General features: G+C 73.0%; 21 protein-coding genes. 15 read left to right on the top strand and 6 right to left on the bottom strand.

The window, feature by feature from the left end:
* Positions 1–13: 13 nt before the first annotated feature.
* On the bottom strand, positions 14–1,264 hold the full coding sequence (locus KGD83_RS13765) for an extracellular solute-binding protein (protein WP_212644133.1): 1,251 nt from the start codon (positions 1,262–1,264) through the stop codon (positions 14–16).
* A gap of 37 nt (positions 1,265–1,301) precedes the next feature.
* A complete protein-coding gene (locus KGD83_RS13770) occupies positions 1,302–3,287 on the bottom strand; it encodes an ABC transporter permease (protein WP_212644134.1) in 1,986 nt (661 codons plus the stop codon).
* A gap of 262 nt (positions 3,288–3,549) precedes the next feature.
* On the opposite strand from KGD83_RS13770, the gene KGD83_RS13775 reads away from it, so the two are divergent.
* On the top strand, positions 3,550–4,896 hold the full coding sequence (locus KGD83_RS13775) for a beta-N-acetylhexosaminidase (RefSeq protein ID WP_212644135.1): 1,347 nt from the start codon (positions 3,550–3,552) through the stop codon (positions 4,894–4,896).
* 23 nt (positions 4,897–4,919) lie between these two features.
* Here the strand turns inward: KGD83_RS13775 and KGD83_RS13780 are convergent, their stop codons facing one another.
* Positions 4,920–5,705 (bottom strand): DeoR/GlpR family DNA-binding transcription regulator, encoded by a 786-nt coding sequence (locus KGD83_RS13780; RefSeq protein ID WP_212644414.1) that lies wholly within the window; start codon positions 5,703–5,705, stop codon positions 4,920–4,922.
* A gap of 279 nt (positions 5,706–5,984) precedes the next feature.
* On the opposite strand from KGD83_RS13780, the gene KGD83_RS13785 reads away from it, so the two are divergent.
* The 14 genes from KGD83_RS13785 (at position 5,985) to KGD83_RS13850 (ending at position 15,745) form a co-directional block, all read left to right on the top strand.
* Positions 5,985–6,872 (top strand): SIS domain-containing protein, encoded by an 888-nt coding sequence (locus KGD83_RS13785; protein ID WP_212644136.1) that lies wholly within the window; start codon positions 5,985–5,987, stop codon positions 6,870–6,872.
* Positions 6,869–7,777, top strand: a complete 909-nt coding sequence (locus KGD83_RS13790) for an ROK family protein (protein ID WP_212644137.1) — start codon at positions 6,869–6,871, stop codon at positions 7,775–7,777. Before KGD83_RS13785 ends, KGD83_RS13790 begins: the two co-directional genes overlap by 4 nt.
* An 82-nt stretch (positions 7,778–7,859) precedes the next feature.
* A complete protein-coding gene (locus KGD83_RS13795; RefSeq protein ID WP_212644138.1) occupies positions 7,860–8,765 on the top strand; it encodes a 1-phosphofructokinase family hexose kinase in 906 nt (301 codons plus the stop codon).
* The gene (locus KGD83_RS13800) at positions 8,762–9,598 is read left to right on the top strand and encodes a class II fructose-bisphosphate aldolase (RefSeq protein ID WP_212644139.1); all 837 of its coding nucleotides are present in this window, start codon (positions 8,762–8,764) and stop codon (positions 9,596–9,598) included. Before KGD83_RS13795 ends, KGD83_RS13800 begins: the two co-directional genes overlap by 4 nt.
* Before the next feature lie 346 nt (positions 9,599–9,944).
* The gene (locus tag KGD83_RS13805; RefSeq protein WP_212644140.1) at positions 9,945–10,247 is read left to right on the top strand and encodes a gas vesicle protein GvpO; all 303 of its coding nucleotides are present in this window, start codon (positions 9,945–9,947) and stop codon (positions 10,245–10,247) included.
* A 70-nt stretch (positions 10,248–10,317) separates the two neighbouring features.
* Entirely contained in the window at positions 10,318–10,734 is a 417-nt protein-coding gene (locus tag KGD83_RS13810; protein WP_212644141.1) for a gas vesicle structural protein GvpA, read from the top strand.
* Positions 10,731–11,462, top strand: coding sequence for a GvpL/GvpF family gas vesicle protein (locus KGD83_RS13815; protein WP_212644142.1), 732 nt, complete (start codon positions 10,731–10,733; stop codon positions 11,460–11,462). The genes KGD83_RS13810 and KGD83_RS13815 overlap by 4 nt, the downstream gene beginning before the upstream one ends.
* A gap of 37 nt (positions 11,463–11,499) precedes the next feature.
* Positions 11,500–11,748, top strand: a complete 249-nt coding sequence (locus KGD83_RS13820) for a gas vesicle protein GvpG (protein ID WP_212644143.1) — start codon at positions 11,500–11,502, stop codon at positions 11,746–11,748.
* A gap of 21 nt (positions 11,749–11,769) precedes the next feature.
* Entirely contained in the window at positions 11,770–12,369 is a 600-nt protein-coding gene (locus KGD83_RS13825) for a hypothetical protein (RefSeq protein ID WP_212644144.1), read from the top strand.
* Positions 12,353–13,621: an SRPBCC family protein gene (locus tag KGD83_RS13830; RefSeq protein ID WP_212644145.1), complete on the top strand. Its 1,269-nt coding sequence runs from the start codon at positions 12,353–12,355 to the stop codon at positions 13,619–13,621. The genes KGD83_RS13825 and KGD83_RS13830 overlap by 17 nt, the downstream gene beginning before the upstream one ends.
* Before the next feature lie 83 nt (positions 13,622–13,704).
* Positions 13,705–14,145: a gas vesicle protein gene (locus KGD83_RS13835; RefSeq protein ID WP_212644146.1), complete on the top strand. Its 441-nt coding sequence runs from the start codon at positions 13,705–13,707 to the stop codon at positions 14,143–14,145.
* Complete coding sequence (locus KGD83_RS13840) at positions 14,132–14,926, top strand: GvpL/GvpF family gas vesicle protein (RefSeq protein WP_212644147.1); 795 nt, start codon at positions 14,132–14,134, stop codon at positions 14,924–14,926. The genes KGD83_RS13835 and KGD83_RS13840 overlap by 14 nt, the downstream gene beginning before the upstream one ends.
* Positions 14,923–15,237, top strand: coding sequence for a gas vesicle protein (locus KGD83_RS13845; RefSeq protein WP_212644148.1), 315 nt, complete (start codon positions 14,923–14,925; stop codon positions 15,235–15,237). Before KGD83_RS13840 ends, KGD83_RS13845 begins: the two co-directional genes overlap by 4 nt.
* Positions 15,238–15,271: 34 nt before the next feature.
* Positions 15,272–15,745, top strand: a complete 474-nt coding sequence (locus tag KGD83_RS13850) for a gas vesicle protein K (RefSeq protein ID WP_249352353.1) — start codon at positions 15,272–15,274, stop codon at positions 15,743–15,745.
* A 110-nt stretch (positions 15,746–15,855) separates the two neighbouring features.
* Here the strand turns inward: KGD83_RS13850 and KGD83_RS13855 are convergent, their stop codons facing one another.
* The 3 genes from KGD83_RS13855 to KGD83_RS13865 all read right to left on the bottom strand — a co-directional run bounded on the left by KGD83_RS13855 (position 15,856) and on the right by KGD83_RS13865 (position 19,043).
* Positions 15,856–16,755: a carbohydrate ABC transporter permease gene (locus KGD83_RS13855; RefSeq protein WP_212644149.1), complete on the bottom strand. Its 900-nt coding sequence runs from the start codon at positions 16,753–16,755 to the stop codon at positions 15,856–15,858.
* On the bottom strand, positions 16,752–17,597 hold the full coding sequence (locus KGD83_RS13860; protein WP_249352355.1) for a carbohydrate ABC transporter permease: 846 nt from the start codon (positions 17,595–17,597) through the stop codon (positions 16,752–16,754). The genes KGD83_RS13855 and KGD83_RS13860 overlap by 4 nt, the downstream gene beginning before the upstream one ends.
* Positions 17,598–17,768: 171 nt before the next feature.
* Positions 17,769–19,043: an ABC transporter substrate-binding protein gene (locus tag KGD83_RS13865; RefSeq protein ID WP_212644150.1), complete on the bottom strand. Its 1,275-nt coding sequence runs from the start codon at positions 19,041–19,043 to the stop codon at positions 17,769–17,771.
* Positions 19,044–19,129 lie beyond the last annotated feature (86 nt).

A 19,129-nucleotide genomic window follows, 5' to 3' on the forward strand; every position in this document is an offset into this window, starting at 1 on the left:
GCGCCCCCGCCCGTCACGGGCCGGAGGCGGCGATCTCCTGGCCCCTGTCCAGGACGGCGCGCGGGTCCCCGTCCGGGGCCACGGCCGTGCCCAGCTCCCCGGCCATCGTGCCGCGCAGCTGGGCCCAGACCGGTTCGTAGGTGGGGTCCAGCCGCGCCTCGGGGATCTGCTCGACGTACCGTCCCACGTCGGGGTCGTCGCGGAACTCCTCGACTCCGGACTCGGTGGTCGGCAGCAGCCCCTCGACCTCCAGGTAGGCGGTGTAGTTCTCCGGTTCGTAGAAGTAGTCCAGGAACTCGGTGACCAGCTCCTGGTTGCCGGGGTTGTCGAAGGCCACCAGGTAGTCCTGGATGCCGTGGGTGGAGGGCTCGGCGCCGCCGTTGGTCGGGTGGGTCGTCGTGCCGTAGTCGACGCCCGCCTCGTGCACCGGGTCCAGGAACGCGCTGCCGCCCAGCGGCGCGTACACCATGGCGGCCCTGCCCTGGGCGAAGAGCGGCCACGTGCCGTCGGGGCGGTTGGTCTGCCCGGGGTTGGGCTGGGTGGCTTGGTGCTCCACCACCAGGTCCCGGAGGAACTCCAGCGTGGCGACGTTGCGGTCGCTGTTGACCGTCCACTCGCCGTCCTGCTTCCAGCCGCCGCCGTTGGAGCGCGCCCAGGTGCCGAACTCGTAGTCGCCGCCGTCGAAGCCCAGCGCCAGCGCGTAGGGGACGTGGTCGCCGGGGAGCGCCCTGATGCGCTCCGCCGCCTCCAGGAACCCGTCCCAGGTCCGCGGGGGCTCGCTGATCCCGGCTTCGGCGAAGATGCTCCGGTTGTAGTACATCGCGTTCACCGTCGCGACGAACGGCAGGGCGTACTGCTCACCCTCCAGCGAGGCGTTCTCGGCCAGGACCGGGACGAAGTCGGTGAACTTGTCCTCGGGCAGGACGTCGCGCGCGGGGTGCAGCAGGCCCGCCTCGGCGTAGTCGGCGAAGAGGTTCGTGTTGAGGACGTCGGGGAACTGCCGGGTCTGCACCATCGTGTTGACCTGGTTCTGGAGGTTGCCCCAGCCGATCACCCGCAGCCGCACGCTCGTGCCGGGGTGGTCGGCCTCGAAGGACTCGATCAGGCCGCTCCAGTAGGGCTGCGTCCCCTCGGTGTACTGCGCCACGACCAGCTCGATGGTGCGCGGGTCCCCGCCCCCGTCCCCACCGCACCCCGCGGCGAGCAGCGCGGCCGCCGACAGCGCGGCGGCGCAGGCGGTGGCCCGCGGCCTCGGTTTCCTCATCCGCTGCCCTTCCCTTCCGCTTGCCGGCGGTGACCCGTCATCGAACACCGCCTGTGGTCAGGCCGCTGACCAGGTACTTCTCGATCAGGGCGAAGAGGACCACCGTGGGGACGACGGCCATCAGCCCGGCGGCGAAGAGGTACTGGTAGTTCGTCTCGTACAGGCCGATGAACTGCTGGACCCCCACGGTCAGCGGGACCGTGCCCCGCGAGGGGTCGTTGAACAGGGTCAGCGCGACGATGAACTCGTTCCACACCTGGATGAAGGTGAAGACGGCCACCGTGATGATCCCCGGCGCCGACAGCGGGACGATGATCCTGAGCAGGGTCCGGAAGCGGCCGAGGCCGTCCATCATGGCCGCCTCCTCGGTCTCCCTCGGGACCGCCCGGAAGTGCGTGTTGAGGATCCACACCGCGAAGGCGATGTTGAAGGCGGAGTTGACGGCGATGATGAACCAGTAGGAGTTCACCGCGCCGAGGAAGAGCGCCTCCCGGTACAGCCCGATGATGAGCGCCACCGCCGGGAACATCTGGGTGATGAGGATCAGGCCGAGGAAGGCGCCCCTGCCGCGGAAGTCGGATCGGGCGACGGCGTAGGCGGCGGGCGCGGCCGCGGCGAGCACGACCAGGGTCGAGGTCCCGGCGACGGTGAGGCTGACCCGGAAGTACTCCGCCAGCGGGATCCGGCTCCACACCTCGACGTAGTTCGACCACGCCCAGTCCCGGGGCAGGTAGGTCGCGGGGACGGCGAACAGCTCCGCGTCCGTCTTGAGCGAGCCGAGGAACATCGCGGCGTAGGGGGCCAGGAAGAACAGGGCGACCAGCGCCCCGATCAGCGGGAGGACGGCGCTCCTGACGCGGCGCCACACACGGCCGCCGGCGACGGCCGCCGGGTGCAGGAGCGGAGCCCACGCGCCCGCCGCGCGCCCGCGCAGGGACGACCACGAGCGCGCGGCCCGGCCGGTGAGCGAGCGGACGCCGCCGGGCACCGCCGAGGCGAGGGCGCGGCCCGCCCGGTCGCGGCGGCCCGGCCGCAGCAGCCAGGCCAGGAACGCGATCAGCCCGACGAGGAACGCCACGTTGAGCACCGCGAGCGCGGCGGCCTCGCCCGGGTCCAGCTGCTCCTTGAAGGCGATCTTGTACATCCACGTGACCGTGGTGTCGGCGTGGTTCCCGGCGATCGAGCCGGTGATCACCCAGATGAGCGTGAACGCGTTGAACACGTGCAGCATGTTCAGCACGAACGCGACCAGCAGAGAGGGGCGCAGCAGCGGCAGGGTGACGTGCAGCCACCGCCTCCAGGCCCCGGCGCCGTCGATCCTGGCCGCCTCGTGCACCTCTGCGGGGATCGTCTGGAGGCCGGCCAGGAGGACGTAGGTCGTGAAGGGGACCGACGTGACGACGCCGACGACCATGATCGAGGCGAAGGCCGTGGCGGGGTCCTTGTACCACTCGTGCGGGGCGTCGAGGAGCGACAGGTCCATCAGCAGGCGGTTGAGCAGGCCGTTGCCGCCCTCCAGCAGGAATCGCCAGACCGTCGCGGTCATCACCAGCGAGGCCGCCCAGGGCACGACGACGGAGAGCCGTACGAGTCGGCGTCCGCGGAACTCCTTGGTGAGGAACTGGGCCAGGGCCAGCGACACCAGGATCGTGGCCGCGAGGACGACCACCAGCCACACCAGCGTGTTGGCCACGACCCCGGCCAGCGCGGGCTCCGCCAGCAGCCTCCGGTAGTTGTCCAGCCCCGTGAACCCCCGGATCTGCCCGATCCGGTCCACGGCCAGGAAGGACAGCCAGACCATGTAGAGCGCGGGGAAGACGATGACCAGGCCGATGAGGGCGGTGGCGGGCAGCAGCCAGCGCGTCGCCGACGCGCGCCGCCACAGGCCGCGGTCGGGCCGGACCGGGGAGTCCCCGGAGCGGCCGTCGGGGCGGCCGGGACCGCCCGGGCGGTCCGGCGAAGTGGCCGGGGCGCGTTCGTGCTCCGCACCGACCCGGCCGGTGGGCCGCGCGGTGTCAGCCATGTCCGTTCGGGGCGTACGCGAGAACCATGGTGGGCGCTTCCTCCGGTAGTCGATGAGTGACTATCGTCACGTTCTGCCTGATTGGTGTCAAGCTTTATGTCCTCCTTCTGTTCACTAGTAATCATCATGCGCTCATGTAATGATCGTTGAGTGCGACCGGCCCGAGCCCGGACCCGACCGGGCGCCGCGCCCGTCCGCCGGAGCAGGCGAGCAGCCGCCGCGACGGCCTCGGCCGCGGGGCGGTGGGAAGGGGGGAGCGAGCATGCCCGACGACGCCGACCGACCCGCGATCATCCCGGTGCCGACGCGGACGCAGCCGCGCCCGGGCGCCCTCCGGCTGGACCGCGGACTCTCCCTGCGCGTCGAACCGGAGGCCGGGGGCGGACCGGGCGGTGATCCGGCCCCCGTCACCGTGCGCGTGGACCCCCGACGGGCCCGTGAACACGGCTACGCGCTCACCGTGGACACCGACCGCGTCGAGATCGTCGGCGCGGACCCGGTCGGGGCCTTCCACGGCGCGCGGACCCTGCGCCAGCTCCTGCCCGCGCGGCTGTGGAGGACGGGCGGAGCCGCCCGGGGCGCGGGCATCCCCTGCGCGCGGGTGGAGGACCACCCCCGGCTGCGCTGGCGCGGCCTCATGCTGGACGTGGCCCGGCGCTTCCTGCCCGAGGACTTCGTCCTGCGCCTGATCGACCTGCTCGCCCTGCACAAGCTCGACGTCCTGCACCTGCACCTGACCGACGACCAGGGCTGGCGGATCGAGGTGCCCGGCTATCCCCGGCTGACGCAGGTCGGCGCGTGGCGGGCGCGCACCGTGGTCGGCAACGACCTCGGCACGAGCCCGGACCCTGTCTGCGACCAGACCCCGCACGGCGTCTGCTGCACCGAGGCCGATCTGCGCGAGATCGTGGCGCACGCCCGCGACCGGTGCGTCGAGGTGGTCCCGGAGATCGACATGCCCGGCCACATGCAGGAGGCCATCACCGCCTACCCCGAACTGGGCAACACCGGCGCGCCGACGATCGTGCGCGAGCGCTGGGGGGCGGGCACCCGCCTGCTCAACGTGGACGAGACCGCGCCGCGTTTCTGCCGCGACGTCCTGGCGCACGTGATGGACGTCTTCCCCGGCAGGTACGTCCACTGCGGCGGGGACGAGGTCCTGGACGGGGGAGCGCTCCCCGCCGACGTGACGGTGGTGGCCTGGCGCGAGCGGGAGAGGGGCGAGGCCGCGGCCCGGCTCGGCCACGAGACGGTCATGGCGCCCACCAGCCACGTGTACCTCGACTACTACCAGGACGAGGACGCCGCGGCCGAACCCCTCGCCTTCGGCGGCGGCTTCGTGCCGCTGTCCGCCGCTCTGGACGGGGAGGCCGCCCGGCGCGTCGTCGGCGCCGAGGCCCAGATGTGGACCGGGTACGCGGCCACCGAGGAGCACACCGAGTACATGCCCTTCCCCCGCCTGTGCGCCTTCGCCGAGGCCGTCTGGCGCCAGCCGGAGGAGCGCGGCCACGACCGCGCCGACTTCCTCGCCCGGCTGCGCGTGCACCTGGAGCGCCTGGAGGCCCTCGGGGTCGGCTACCGGCCGCTGGACGGGAGGAACGATCCGTGAGGGCCCCGGACCCGGGCCGCGGTTCAGGCCTGGACGACCTCGACCCCGGCCCTGGTGAAGCCGTCCACGACGTCGGGGTCCGCGTCCTTGTCGGTCACCAGGACGTCGATCCCGGCGACCGGCAGGATCCGCGCGAAGGCCCGCTGGCCGATCTTGTGGCTGTCCGCGGCCACGATGACCCGCTCGGCGCGCCGGGCGAGCAGCGTGTTGGCGGCGGCCTCGTCCTCGTCGAAGGCCATGGCGCCGACGTCGGCGCCCACGGCGTCGGCCCCGATCACGGCCACGTTCAGGGAGAGCGCCTCCAGGACCCGTTCGGCGAGCGGCCCCACCAGCTCGTAGGAGCGGGGCCGCACGACCCCGCCCACCACGACCACCTTGATGTGGGGGCGCACCAGCAGTTCGGTGGCGATGTTGAGCGCACTGGTCACCACGGTCAGGCCGCGCCCGGGACCGTCGCCGCGGAAGCTCTCGTGCAGGGCCAGGGCGCGCGCGACCTGGGTGGTCGTGGTGCCGCCGTTGAGGCCGACGACCGAGCCCGGGGGGACCAGGTCCGTGATCGCCTGGGCGATGCGCTCCTTCTCCTCGGCGTGCCGGGCGGCCTTGTAGCTCAGCGGCAGGTCGTAGGAGACCGAGGAGGCCAGGGCCCCGCCGCGCGTGCGGGTCAGGAGCTGCTGCTGCTCCAGGTGGTCCAGGTCGCGCCGGACGGTGGCCGGGGAGACCCCCAGCTCCTCCACCGCCTCGTCGACGGAGAGGGACCCGCGCTCGGAGAGCAGTTCGAGCACAGCCGTCAAACGCTGGTGGCGGTCCATGACGTCCCCCAAGGACAAACTATTGATCCGATCTGACTGGTAACCGACTATATCGATCAAAATCAATCAGACTAACGATGCTTCGTGCGCGTCGTCGCGCACCGCACGCGGAGGAGGGGCCGTCGCGGCACTCCTACCCGACCCGGCAGCGGGGCGCACGGCGGGACACGCCGCGAACGGGGCCGCGGGCGGGGGCGGGGATCCGGAGTCCGGACGAGGGCGCCGGGCCGCTCCCCGCGGCGGGCGCGAGGGCCCCGCAGCCAGCAAGGGAGATCCTAGATGAACACCCATGTCACCGCGGAGATCGCCAGCCAGCCGCAGTGCTGGCGGCGCGTCGCGGACGCGCTGGCGTCCGCGGAACCCGCACTGCCGCGTCCGGGGGAGCGCACGGCCGTCGTCGGCTGCGGCACGTCCTGGTTCGTCGCGATGTCCTACGCCGCCCTGCGCGAGCGGGCAGGGCAGGGCGGGACCGACGCGTTCCCGGGTTCGGAGGTGCCGCCCGGCCGCTCCTACGACCGCGTCGTGGCCATCAGCCGCTCCGGCACGACGACCGAGGTCACGGACCTGCTCAGGGCGGCCCGGGACGTGCCCACCACCGTGATCACCGCCGTGCCCGGCTCGCCGGTCACCGAACTCGCCGACCTGAGCGTGCTGCTGGACTTCGCCGACGAGAGGTCGGTGGTGCAGACCCGCTACGCCACGACGGCGCTCGCCCTGCTGCGCGCCCACCTGGGCCACGACGTCGAGCGCTTCGCCCGCGACGGCGAGCGGGCCCTGGAGGTCCCGCTGGACCACCTGGTCCGCGCCGAACAGATCACCTTCCTCGGCCGGGGGTGGACGGTGGGCCTGGCGCACGAGGCGGCCCTGAAGTCGCGCGAGGCGGCGCGCATGTGGACGGAGTCCTACCCCGCGATGGAGTACCGCCACGGCCCCCTCACCATCGCCGAGCCGGGACGGCTCGTGTGGTCCTTCGGCGAGCCGCCCGCGGGCCTGGCCGCCGAGGTCGTGGCCACCGGCGCCGCCTTCCGCGCCAGCGACCTGGACCCGCTGGCCGACCTCGTCGTGGCCCAGCGCCTGGCCGTCGCCCTCGCCGGGCGGCGGCGGCTCGACGCGGACCGGCCCCGCAACCTCACCCGTTCGGTCGTCCTCGCGGACGAGCGGGCGTGAGCGCCGTCGTCGCCGTCGACGTCGGCGGAACCCTGACCAAGGCGGCCCTCGTGGACGCCGACCACGGGGTGCTGCTCACCCGCAGGACGCCCACGCCCACGGGTCCCCGCGTAGCAGAGGCCGTGGTCGGCACCGCCGCCGCCCTCGTCGGGGAGCTGCGCTCCGCGTCCCGGGACGCCCCGGTCGCGGCGGTCGGGGTGGTCGTCCCCGGCATCGTCGACGTCGGGCGCGGGGTGGCGGTGTGGTCGGAGAACCTCCTCTGGCGCGACGTGCCGGTACGCGACCTGCTCGCCGAGCGCTGCGGGCTGCCCGTCGCCCTCGGGCACGACGTGGCCGCCGGAGGGCTGGCCGAACAGCGGCTCGGCGCCGCGCGCGGCCACGAGGACGCCGTCTTCGTCCCCATCGGCACCGGCCTGTCGGCGGCCCTGCTCCTGGGCGGGCGGGCGCACACCGCGGGCGGCTTCGCCGGCGAGATGGGACACGTGGACGTGGGCCACGGGGGGCCGTGCGCCTGCGGCGCCACCGGGTGCCTGGAGGCGATCGCCTCGGCCGCGGCCATCGCCCGCCGCTACTCCGAGCGCACGGGCCGACCCACCAGGGAGGCCCGCGACGTGGCCGACCTCCTCGTGCGGGGCGACCCCGACGCCGGGCGGGTGTGGGACGAGGCCGTCGACGCCCTGGCGCTCGGCCTCTCCTGGATCAGCGCCGTACTCGCCCCGCAGGTCATCGTGGTCGGCGGCGGCCTGGCCCGGTCCGGCGAACTGCTGCTCGCCCCGCTGCGCGAACGGCTCGAAGCCCGCCTGACCTTCCACCGGCGCCCGGACGTGGTCCCCGCCGCGCTGGGCGACGGGGCCGGGTGCCTGGGCGCGGCGCTGCTGGCCCGGGAACTGCTGGAGTACACGTGAACGGGACCTGCGACCGCGACCGCGCCCTGACCGCGCTCCGGGCCGCCCCCGGCCGCGGACCCCGGGGCCCGGGGGGGAGCACGTGATCGTCACCGTCACCGCCAACCCCGCCGTCGACGTGACCTACGAGGTCGACGCCCTCGTGCCGGGCCGCTCCCTGCGGGTCTCGCGCGTGTGGGAGCGTCCGGGCGGCAAGGGCCTCAACGTGTCCCGGGTGCTGCGCGGGCTCGGCGAGCCCACGCTCGCGGTCGCCCCCCTCGGCGGACCGACCGGCCGGTGGATCGCCCGCTCCCTGGCCGGGGACGGGCACCGGCTGCGGGCGGTGCCCGTCGACGGCACGACCCGGCGCACCCTGACCGTCGTGGGCACCGACACCACGGTCCTCAACGAACCGGGCCCGCGGCTGAGCACCGAGGAGCTGGCCGCGCTGACGGAGGCGGTGCGCGACGCGCTGACCGGGGCCCGCGCGCTCGTGCTCTCCGGCAGCCTGCCCCCGGGAGCGCCGGACGACCTGTACGCGGAGCTGGTGCGCGTCGCCGGGCGGGCGCGCGTGCCCGCCGTCGTCGACGCCGCGGGTCCGGCGCTGCTGGCAGCGGCGGCGGCCGGTGCCGCGGTGGTCAAACCGAACGCGGCCGAGTTGCGCGCCGCCACCGGCGGGTGCGGCGCCGACGCCGCCCGCCGACTGCTGCGGGCCGGTGCCCGCAGCGTGGTCGTCTCACTCGGGAGCCGGGGCCTGCTGGCCTTCCACGGCGACCGGGGGTGGCGGGCGGACGCGGTCCCGGGCGTGACCGGCAACCCGACCGGAGCCGGGGACGCCGCGGCCGCCGCGATCGCCCTGGGCACGGCCGCCGCCGACCCCTGGCCCCGGACGCTGGCACGCGCCGCCGCACTCGGCGCCGCAGCCGTGCTCGCCCCCACCGCGGGGGAGGCCGACCCGCGGGCCTACAGGGCGTTCCTGCCCACCGTGCACGTCGAGGAGTACGCATGACACTCGTTGGGATCACCACGCTGCTGGAGCGGGCCGCCGCCCGGCGCGGGGGCGTCGGCGCCTTCAACGTCGTCCTGCTGGAGCACGTCGAGGCGCTGATCGCCGGAGCCGAGCGCGCCGCGGCCCCCGTCGTCCTGCAGATCAGCCAGAACTGCGTGCGCTACCACGGGGCGCTGGAGCCCCTCGCCCTGGCCACGCTCGCCGCCGCCCGCGGGGCGGCCGTGCCGACCGCCGTCCACCTGGACCACGCCACCGAGGTCCCGCTCGTGCGCGAGGCGGTCGAGTTGGGCGTCACCAGCGTCATGTTCGACGCCTCCGCGCTGGACTACGAGGACAACGTCGCGGCCACCCGCGCGGTGGTCGGGTACTGCCACGCCCGCGGCGTAGCGGTGGAGGCCGAACTCGGCGAGGTCGGCGGCAAGGACGGCGTCCACGCCCCGGGCGCGCGCACCCGTCCCGAGGAGGCGGCGGAGTTCGTCCGCGCGACCGGAGTGGACTCGCTGGCCGTCGCGGTCGGCACCTCGCACGCGATGCGCACCCGCGACGCCCGTGTGGACCACGACCTCATCGGCCGCCTGAGCCGGGCGGTCCCGGTGCCCCTGGTACTGCACGGGTCGTCGGGTGTCGCCGACGCCGACCTGGTCAGGGCCGTCGACAGCGGTATGACCAAGGTCAACATCGCCACCCGGCTCAACGACGCCTTCTCCGGGGCGCTGCGCGAGCGGCTGGAGGAACGGCCCGACCTGACCGACCCGCGGGCGTACCTGGCACCCGGCCGGGACGCGCTGGCGGCCGAGGCGCACGCCCTGCTCCGCCTCCTGCGCGCGGGGTGAGGGCCTTTCCGCCGCGTCGCCGCGCGGTTTTGCTTTCCTGCCAAGAGGTTGCTGCCCTGAACATTCTCGCGGGCGTTTTCCCGTGCCGTGTTCTCCGGGGCCGACGCGCCGGGACGCCCCCCCCGTTCCAGGTTTTCCCGCGCCCCGTGGAACACCCGGCGCCCCGGAGCTCCCCGGGCGTCCCGGCGTTCTCGCGTTCCCCTGATTCCCGGTTGCGGGAGTTCCCGTCCGGCCCGTTCGTGCCCGCCTTGACCTCGGCAAGGTTTTGTCGCGGTCTTTCTCGGTAGTGGGTCAAGCCAAGGGCATGGCAAGAGAAATCGGATAATGGCCGACGGCCAGGAGATCCATGAGTCAGGACAGCAAGGACGACGGTTCCCCTCCGCACGGGGAACGACGCAAGACGATGATGCAGCGTCTGCGCGAGGCCCGGGAGCAGTTCGAGGAAGTGACCGGGCTGGAGGTCGAGGGCGTCTCCGGGTTCCAACGATCCGGAGACGGCTGGGACCTGACCCTCGAAGTACTCGAACTGCGCCGGGTTCCGGACACGGTGAGCCTGCTGGCCACGTATTCCGTGGAACTCGACGCCGACGGGGAGATCGAGGGATACAAGCGCACCAAGCGCTACACCCGCGGCCGCTCCGACGGCTGAGCCCTGCCGACCCCTGACGGACGGGGCGCCTGCCCTCCGCAACCTCACCGACGAAAGGAGCATGATTCCGATGACGGTGATGCAGCAGCAGTCATCCGGAGGCGGCCGCAGTTCCGGCAACCTCTACGAGGTCCTCGACCTCATCCTCGACAAGGGCCTGGTGATCGACGTGTTCGCCAGGGTCTCCCTCGTGGGCATCGAACTCCTCACCGTCGACGTGCGCATCGTGGTCGCCAGCGTCGACACCTACCTGCGCTTCGCCGAGGCCTGCAACCGCCTCGACCTGACCAGCAGCGGCGGGGCCGGACTCCCCGACCTGCTCGACAGCGGCATGGAGAAGGGCGCGCGCAGCAAGTCCAAGGGCGCGCTCTCCGGGGCGGCCGAGGCCATCTCCGAGTCCTTCTCCAAGGGGCAGTCCGACGAGCAGGAGAAGCAGCCCGCGCGCGCCCGCCGCCGCTCCTCCGCCAAGAAGGAGGGCGAGGAGTGAGCACCTACGTCTACGGGATCGTCCGCGACGACGAGTCCCTCGACGCCATGAAGCTGTCCGGTGTGGGCGAGGACGCGGCGCCGGTGCGCTTCGTGCGCGCCTACGGTGTGGCCGCCGCGGTCAGCGACGCCCCCGAGGGCCTGCGCGCCAAGCGGCGCGACCTGACCGCGCACCAGAACGTCCTCCAGGACCTGGCCCTGGGCCACGGCGTCCTGCCCCTGCGCTTCGGCGCGGTGAGCGAGGACGACGACGCGGTCGCCGCCGAGCTCGCCCGCTTCGCCGACCACTACTCCGTCCTCCTTGACCAGCTCCAGGACCGGGTGGAGTTCAACGTCAAGGCCGGCCACAACGAGGAGGCGGCCCTGCGCGCCGTGCTGCGCGCCGACGAGGGGCTGCGGGCCCGCAACGAGGAGCTCAAGGCGGCCGGAGGCGGCACCCCCTCCGAGCGGATGGCCTTCGGCGAGCAGGTCTCCCACGCGGTGGAGGAGCTCAGGCGCCGCGACGCCGAGACCGTCCTGAAGCCCCTGGAAGGCCTGGCCGAGCGCGTGTCCGCCCGGCCAGCCGCGGACGGCGGCCTGGCCAACGCCTCCTTCCTCGTGCACCGGGACCGCACCGAGGGGTTCCTGCGCGAGGCGGCCCGGATCCAACAGGAGCTGGCCTCCTACATGGAGGTCCGCGTCAACGGACCCCTGCCGCCCTACAGCTTCGTGGCGTCCCCCCAACAGTGACCCCGCCGGTCGGGGACACCGAACAGGAGTCAGGGGCATGGGCCTCCTCAGCATGATCCTCACCGCTCCCGCCGCGCCGGTCCGGTTCGTCGACTGGACGGCGCGCCAGGTCCTGGACGCGGCGGAGCGGGAGATGTACGACCCCTCACGCATCCGACAGCAGCTGGCGGAACTGTCCGAGCGCTTCGACGCCGGAGAGCTGTCCGAGAGCGAGTTCGACCGGGCGGAGGACGAGCTGCTGGACCAGCTGGAGGAAGCCGAGCGGTACCGACAAGGTCTTCGATAGACGATATTGAGGTGAGATCCCGTGGGGGACACCGCGAAAATCGTGGCCGCCGCAGTGGGCGGCTACGTCCTGGGCCGGAGGAAGAAGTTCAAACTGGCCCTGGGGCTGGGCCTCTACCTGGGAGCCAAGAAGCTCGACATCAAACCCGGACAGCTCGCCCAAGGGCTGCTCAAGGAGGTCTCCGCGCTTCCGGTGGCGGGTGAGCTCAAGGGCCGGTCCCGCGAGCAGCTTCTCAACGTCGGCAGGACCGCGGCGGGCAACATCGCCGGCAAGTGGGCGGGCGGCCTGGCCGACTCCCTCGACAGCCGCACCGAACGCCTGCGCGAGGGCGCGGCCGGGGCCACCTCCGGCTCCGACGGGGACGGGGCCGACGAGGACGCGGACGGACCCCGGGGCGACGGCGACGCCGAGGGCCGCCAGGAGCCGGAGCCGAGTGAGGCCCCCGCCTCCGGACGCCGGTCCGGGACCAAGGCCGCGAGGGCGTCCCGGAGCGCCGCCTCGGGCGGTACCACCCGGGCCAAGGCGAACGCCGCGCGGACCAAGGGCACCGCCAAGCGCACCCGGAGCAAGCGCGCCTCGGACACCGGCGGAAAGGGGGGTGACGATGGCCGCGACGACTGAGTCCCAGGGGCCGCTGGCCCGGCTGCGGTCCGCCGCGGACAGGAACGAGGGCACCTCCAAGCTCGCCGACGCCCTCCAGGACTACCTCAGCGCCAAGGCCACCAGCGTGGTCGACGGCGCGGCCCGCAGGCTCGGGGCCACGGTGGAGCGCCTCACCGGCGATGGCGCCTCCGCCGCCCCCGTCGCGGCCGGTGTCGGCGGCAAGCTCGCCCAGGGCAAGAACCCGGTCGACGCCGTGGTCACCGGCGGGGCCAAGGGCCTGAAGGACAAGGCCAGGAAGGGCCTCAAGGACAAGGTCGGCCAGGGCCTGGGCACGGGTTCCTCCGGAGGGGGCGGCAAGCCCGGCAAGATGGTCAACATCGTCGAGGACGTCGACGTGGGCGTCCCGGTCCGCGTGGCCTACAACCAGTGGACCCGCTTCCCCGACTTCGGCTCCTTCGCCAAGGGCGTGCAGAGCGCGGAGCGCACCGGGGACACCTCCTCCCACTGGAGGGGCAAGGTCTTCTGGTCCAGCCGCAGCTGGAGCGCCGAGGTCACCGAGCAGGTCCAGGACCAGCGGATCGCCTGGTCGACCGAGGCCGCCAAGGGCACCATGAAGGGCGTCGTGACCTTCCATCCCCTGGGGGAGAACCTCACCCGCGTCCTGCTGGTGGTGGAGTACTACCCCAAGGGCCTCTTCGAGCGCACGGGCAACATCTGGCGGGCCCAGGGCAGACGCCTGCGCCTGGACCTCAAGCACTACCGGCGCCAGGTCATGATGCTGCCCCGGGACGAGGCGGCCGAACTCCGCGGCTGGCGCGGCGAGGTCCGCGAGGGGGAGGTCGTCCTCTCCCACGACGACGCCGTCGCCCTGGAGGAGGCGGACCTCACCGGGGAGCAGTGGGCCGGGCTGGAGGAGCTGGACCCCGACGAACGGGCCGGACTCGCCGACCTGGACCCCGAGGAGCGGGCGGAGCTCGCCGACCTCGACGACGGGAGCGCGGAGGCCGCGGACGACGAGCCCGAGGACCGGATCTCCGACGACGAGCCCGGGGACGGGTTCGAGGAGGAGCCCGAGGACGACCCCGAGGCCGCGGACGACGAGGAGCTTGAGGAAGAGCCCGAGGACGACGAGGGCGAAGAGGAAGAAGAGGAGTTCCCCGGTGACGAGGTTGAGGGCCAGGACGCTGATGAGGCGGACGAGCAGGACCTGGAAGCAGAGGAGGACGAGTACCCCGACGAGGAGGAGCGGGCCGCGGCCGAGCGCTCCTGAGCCGGGGGCCGCCACCGCGACGGCGGTGCGCGCGTGATCCGTGGCCGTGACGGCTCCGCGGGACCGGGAGGGAACTGGTACGCATGAGTGAACCCACGCCCTGGCGGGGCGAGCCGAGGCCGATCCGCTCCTCGGGCGGATCCTCCTCCGCCAACCTCGCCGACGTGCTCGAACGCGTTCTCGACAAGGGCGTCGTGATCGCGGGCGACATCAAGATCAACCTGCTGGACATCGAACTCCTCACGGTCAAGCTCCGGCTCCTCGTCGCCTCGGTGGACAAGGCCAAGGAGATGGGCATCGACTGGTGGGAGCACGACCCGGCCCTGTCCTCCCGCGCCTCCCGGCGCGAGGACGACGAGCTGGCCGAGGAGAACCGGCGCCTGCGCGAGCGCATCGAGGCCCTGGAGGAGCACCGCGCCGCGCAGGTCACCGCGGCCGAGGAGCACCCCCTCGCCGAGGAGGGCTCCGGTGCCCGGCGCACGTCCGAGCGGACCCGGGAGGAGGGCGACCATGGAACCGCCTGAACAGGCGAGCTACGTCTACGCCGTGTGCCGCCCCTTCGGCCTGGCGTCCACCGACGGCCTGAGGGGCGTGGGCGACCATCCCGTCCACCTCGTCGTCGAGGACGATCTGGCCGCCGCGGTCAGCACCGTCCCCCTGGACGAGTTCGACGAGCAGGCGCTCCACGCCAAGCTGGAGGACATGCGCTGGCTGGAGGAGGTGGCCCGCGCCCACCACGGCGTCGTGGACGCGGTGGCGCTGCGGTCCGTGGCCCTGCCGCTGCGGCTGGCCACCGTCTACCGCGGGGACGAACGGGTCCGCCAAGTCCTGCGCGAGAACGCGCAGGTCTTCGCGGCGACGCTGGACGAACTCGTGGACCGGGTCGAGGTCGGCGTGAAGGTCTACGCCGAGGCGGGCGTACGCACCGCCGCGCAGCCCGAGCCGCAGGCCCCCGCCGACGAGACCCCGGGCAAGGCCTACCTGCGCAGGCGCAGGGAGCAGCGCGACCGCCGCGACGACACCTGGCAGCGGGCCTCCGCGCTGTGCGAGCGGGCCGACGAAATCCTGGTCGCGATGGCCCGGGCGCGCGCCCGGCACCAGACGCAGAGCGCCGCGCTGTCCGAGGCCCCCGGCGAGAACGTCATGAACAACGCCTACCTCGTGGACGGGGACCGGGTGGCGGAGTTCCTCACGGCGGTGGACGAGCTGAACTCCCGCGCGCCCGAGGGCACCAGGATCGAGGTCTCCGGGCCGTGGGCCCCCTACTCCTTCTCCTCCCCCCGAGCTGTGGAGGCGGGCGCATGAGCGCGGTGAACGGAACCGGCCCCGCCGGGGGCGGTCCGCCCGGTACCGGCGGCTTCCCCGGCCAGGCCCACTCCCTGACCACGATGCTGGACGAGGACCACCCCCTGGCCAACCGGGAGATCTCCCTGGTCGACCTGCTCGACCGGGTCCTGGCCAAGGGGGTGGTGGTCTCGGGGGACCTGACCGTCTCCATCGCCGACGTGGACCTGGTCCGGGTCTCCCTGCACGCCCTGGTGTCGTCGATCAACGAGAACGTGCCCTCGCCCTGGGAGCACGGTCACCCCCTGAGCGGATGGATCCGGCAGGAGTGAGGACCGGTCCCGGAGGGAGGGGGAAGGAGGAGGTATGCCGGAGGTGAACGGGAACCCGCTCCGCGCGGCGCGGGGTCCCGAGGGGCCCGCGCCCGTGCGCGTGGCCGACGCCGACACGGTTCCGGGAGGCGGGAACGACATCCTGGGACGGCTTCAGGACGCCCTGGACGGGACGGCGGACCCGGACCGGTCCCGCCAGGGGGCTCCTGACTCCGAGACGCAGGGATTGCGCCACCGGATCGAGACCGAGCCCGACACGGTCGAGCGCGACCTGATCAAGCTGGTGCTCACCGTGGTGGAGCTGGTGCGCCAGCTCATGGAGCGCCAGGCCCTGCGGCGCGTGGACCGGGGCGACCTCACCGAGGACCAGGAGGAGCGCATCGGTATGACGCTGATGCTGTTGGAGGAGCGCATGACCGAGCTGCGCGAGCGCTACGGGCTCTCCGCCGCCGACCTCAACCTGGACCTGGGCCCGCTGGGGTCCCTGCTGCCCCGGAACGGGGAGTAGGCGGACGTGCGCCCGGTGCCCGTCTCGGGGGTAGGGCCCTGGCAGAGGACGGGCACCGGGGGAGGGGTCGGCGGGGCCTCGGCCGCCGGCGGGAGTGGAGCGGTCCGGGGCTACTTTCCACCGACCCCCATCATGCCGCGCACCAGGGAGCGGCGCGCGAAGAGGTAGACGAGGAAGAGCGGCAGGGTCGCCAGCACGACCGCGGCCAGCATGCCGGGCACGTCCACGCGGTACTCGCCCTGGAACTCGAACAGGCCCATGGTGATCAGCCGGTTGTCCGAGGACTGGGTGAGGATCAGCGGGAACAGGAACCCGTTCCAGGCCTGGAGCGCGGCGTACACGCCGATGGTGCTCAGCCCCGACCGCGACAGCGGCACCACCAGCTGGAGGAAGGTGCGCACCGGGCCCGCGCCGTCCAGGGCCATGGCCTCGTACAGCTCCTCGGAGATGTCGCGCATCGACCCCACCAGGATCAGCACGCACACCGGCAGCGCGAAAGCCGCCGTGGGCAGCACGATCGCGGTCAGGGTGTCGTACAGCCCCAGTTCGATGATGATCAGGTACACCGGGATGATCACCGCCTGGGACGGGATCGCCAGCCCCAGCAGGAACATCCGGAACACCCCCGTGGTCCAGCGGGTGCGCGAGCGCACCACGGCGAACCCGGTCATGGAGGCGAGCACCAGCACGATCGCCACCACCGCGACGGTGACGATCGCGGTGTTGAGCACGAAGCCCAGCACCCCGTTCTCGACCGCCTTGACGTAGTTGTCCAGGGTCGGGTCCGTGGGCGGGGTGAGCGGCCCGGCGGAGGTGTAGTTCTCTGAGCGCTGCACCGTGGCCACGAGCAGCGCGTACAGCGGCACCCCCACGACGGCCAGCCACACCAGGGCGCCCAGCCCGGCCAGGACGTTGGGTCGGCGGCGGCCCGGCCGCCGCCGGGGGAGGGCGGGGCGGCCGCCGCTCGGGAGCCGCCGTGCGGCGGGCCTCTCGGCCGTACTGGCGGTCAAATTCCCTCCCGGGTGCTGCGCATGTCGCCGAAACCGGTGAAGCGGACCAGGAGCAGGGCGATCAGCGTCGCCGTCACCACCAGGGTGAAAGCGACGGCGCTGGCGTAGCCCAGTTCCCAGCTCTGGAAACCGGCCTGGTACATCAGGTACGGGACGATCGTGGTGTTGGTGCCGGGCCCGCCCCCGGTCATGATGAGCACGGTGTCGAAGTAGGTCAGCGCGCCCACCACCATCAGCACCGACGACGTGGTGACGGTGTGCCTGAGCTGGGGCAGCGTGATGTGCCAGAACGCCCGCAGCCTTCCCGCCCCGTCGATCTCGGCCGCCTGGTACAGCGTCGCCGGGATCTGCCGGGCGCCGCCCTGGTAGAGCAGCATGTGCAGCGGGATGAACTGCCAGGCGCTGACGAACACGATCACCAGGAACGCGCTGTCGGAACCGCCCAGCACGTCCACCGACGACAGTCCCAGGCGGGGCCCCAGCCAGGCCAGCGGGCCGAAGTTGGGGTCCAGCAGGGCCCGCCAGACGAGGGCGATCGCCGCCGAGGACAGCAGCAGCGGCAGGAAGAAGACGGCGGAGAGCACCGCGCGGTTGCGCTGTTGACCGGCGGCCCAGACTCCCAGCAGCAGGCTGATGGGGGTCTGGACGATCCAGGAGAGCGCGGTCAGCAGCACGCTCAGCCACACGGCGTTGTGCATCAGCGGGTCGCCGGCCAGGCGCGACCAGTTCTCCAGGCCGATGAAGCGGGGCGAGCCCAGCCCGCCCCAGGAGGTCAGGGACAGGTAGGCCACCAGCACCATCGGCAGGGCGGCGAAGAGCCCGAAGTACAGCAGGCCGGGCACCGCCCACAGCGGGCCGGGCCGCCCCGTGCGGGGGCGGCGCCCCGCGCGGCGGCTCCGCCGCGCGTGAGGCCGGGCCGGGGGCCGCGGGGGCGGGGCCGCCCGCCGCGGCGCCCCCGGCCGCCGGGTCGCCGGTCATGGTGGCACCGGTCGCCTGGCTGTCGGTGCGGCCGGTCACAGGGCCGCCAGCGCGTCGACGAACTGCTCGGGCGTGCGCTCACCGTTGAACAGCGACTCGATCTCTGTGACCATCGGCGTGGCCACCTCCGGGGGCAGCGCCTGGTCCCACGAGAGCTGGAAGTGCGGCGCGTCGCGCACCATCTCGTACTGGAAGGTGGCGAAGTCCGGGCTGGGGCTGTCGGCGACGACCTCCTCGGCGTTGGTGGTGGTGGGCACCTCGCCGTTCTCCACCATGTCGGCGACGTACTCCTCCTGGGACATGTACGTCAGGAACTCCATCGCCTGGTCCGTGTACTCGGTCTCGGCGGAGACGGAGAAGTAGTTGGTCGGGTTGCCGACCACGTTGGCGGGGTCGCCCTCGCCGCCCTCGATCGGTGGGAAGGCCACGTACCCGAGGTCGTTCGTCGCGAACTCCTCGTTCTGGTCCAGGATGGTGGAGTACTCCCACGAGCCCATCAGGTGCATGGCGGCCCGGCCCTCGGACAGCAGCGCGGAGGCCGCTCCCTCGGTGTAGCTGACCGAGGCGTAGGAGTTGCCGAACGCGCCCTGGTCCACCAGTTCCCGGACCATCCGGGCGGCCTCCAGCACGGCGGGATCGCGCCAGCCCTCGGAGTCGCCCTCCACGATGCGCGCGAACACCTCCGGCCCGCCGATGCGGTCCACGAGGTACTGGAGCCACATCTGCTCGGTCCAGGGGTCGGCCCCGGCCAGGGCGAAGGGGGTGACGCCCTCCTCGGTGAAGGTGTCGACCAGCTCCAGGATGTCCTGCCAGGTCTCGGGGGGCTCCGCTCCGGCCTCCTCGAACACCGCCTCGTTGTAGAAGAGGATGACCGGCTGGGTGCCGCGCAGGGGGATGCCGTACTGCACGCCGTCGACCTTGCCCGCCTCCAGGATGGAGGGGATGAAGGAGTCGGCGAACTCGGGGTTCTCGGCGAGCATGTCGTCCAGGGGTATGAGCATGTCCTGCTCGACGTAGGGCTCGATGCTGCCGCCGCCCCAGTTGAAGAACACGTCGGGCTTCTCGCTGGAGCCCATCGCCGTGCGCAGGCGCTCCTCGTAGCTGTCCCCGGGGACCTCGTCGATGACCGCCTCGGTCTCGGAGGCCCCGTTGAACCTCTCGACGGCGCCCTCCTGCACCACGACCAGGGTGTCCTGGTACATCCACACGTGCATGCGGTCGTCTCCGCCGCCGCCACCGGAACAGGCGGTGACGGCGAGCAGGCAGAGCGCCGTCGCTCCGGCGGCGGAGCCCAGGCGGGGGGTTCTCATGGCCACTCCTCGTTCGAAACTATCGGTAAGTATTTCGAAATATTTGCGCCCGAATGTACGCGGCGTCACCCCGAGCGTCAATAGGA

The organism is Nocardiopsis akebiae (assembly GCF_018316795.1).
In the GTDB taxonomy this organism is placed as follows: Bacteria; Actinomycetota; Actinomycetes; order Streptosporangiales; family Streptosporangiaceae; genus Nocardiopsis; species Nocardiopsis dassonvillei.

What these genes read in the sequence shown, in the direction of transcription:
- KGD83_RS13765 (WP_212644133.1), bottom strand. Translation starts at nt 1,264, where the DNA reads ATGAGGAAACCGAGGCCGCGGGCCACCGCCTGCGCCGCCGCGCTGTCG.
- KGD83_RS13770 (WP_212644134.1), bottom strand. Translation starts at nt 3,287, where the DNA reads ATGGCTGACACCGCGCGGCCCACCGGCCGGGTCGGTGCGGAGCACGAA.
- KGD83_RS13775 (WP_212644135.1), top strand. Translation starts at nt 3,550, where the DNA reads ATGCCCGACGACGCCGACCGACCCGCGATCATCCCGGTGCCGACGCGG.
- KGD83_RS13780 (WP_212644414.1), bottom strand. Translation starts at nt 5,705, where the DNA reads ATGGACCGCCACCAGCGTTTGACGGCTGTGCTCGAACTGCTCTCCGAG.
- KGD83_RS13785 (WP_212644136.1), top strand. Translation starts at nt 5,985, where the DNA reads ATGAACACCCATGTCACCGCGGAGATCGCCAGCCAGCCGCAGTGCTGG.
- KGD83_RS13800 (WP_212644139.1), top strand. Translation starts at nt 8,762, where the DNA reads ATGACACTCGTTGGGATCACCACGCTGCTGGAGCGGGCCGCCGCCCGG.
- KGD83_RS13805 (WP_212644140.1), top strand. Translation starts at nt 9,945, where the DNA reads ATGAGTCAGGACAGCAAGGACGACGGTTCCCCTCCGCACGGGGAACGA.
- KGD83_RS13810 (WP_212644141.1), top strand. Translation starts at nt 10,318, where the DNA reads ATGACGGTGATGCAGCAGCAGTCATCCGGAGGCGGCCGCAGTTCCGGC.
- KGD83_RS13820 (WP_212644143.1), top strand. Translation starts at nt 11,500, where the DNA reads ATGGGCCTCCTCAGCATGATCCTCACCGCTCCCGCCGCGCCGGTCCGG.
- KGD83_RS13830 (WP_212644145.1), top strand. Translation starts at nt 12,353, where the DNA reads ATGGCCGCGACGACTGAGTCCCAGGGGCCGCTGGCCCGGCTGCGGTCC.
- KGD83_RS13835 (WP_212644146.1), top strand. Translation starts at nt 13,705, where the DNA reads ATGAGTGAACCCACGCCCTGGCGGGGCGAGCCGAGGCCGATCCGCTCC.
- KGD83_RS13840 (WP_212644147.1), top strand. Translation starts at nt 14,132, where the DNA reads ATGGAACCGCCTGAACAGGCGAGCTACGTCTACGCCGTGTGCCGCCCC.
- KGD83_RS13845 (WP_212644148.1), top strand. Translation starts at nt 14,923, where the DNA reads ATGAGCGCGGTGAACGGAACCGGCCCCGCCGGGGGCGGTCCGCCCGGT.
- KGD83_RS13850 (WP_249352353.1), top strand. Translation starts at nt 15,272, where the DNA reads ATGCCGGAGGTGAACGGGAACCCGCTCCGCGCGGCGCGGGGTCCCGAG.
- KGD83_RS13865 (WP_212644150.1), bottom strand. Translation starts at nt 19,043, where the DNA reads ATGAGAACCCCCCGCCTGGGCTCCGCCGCCGGAGCGACGGCGCTCTGC.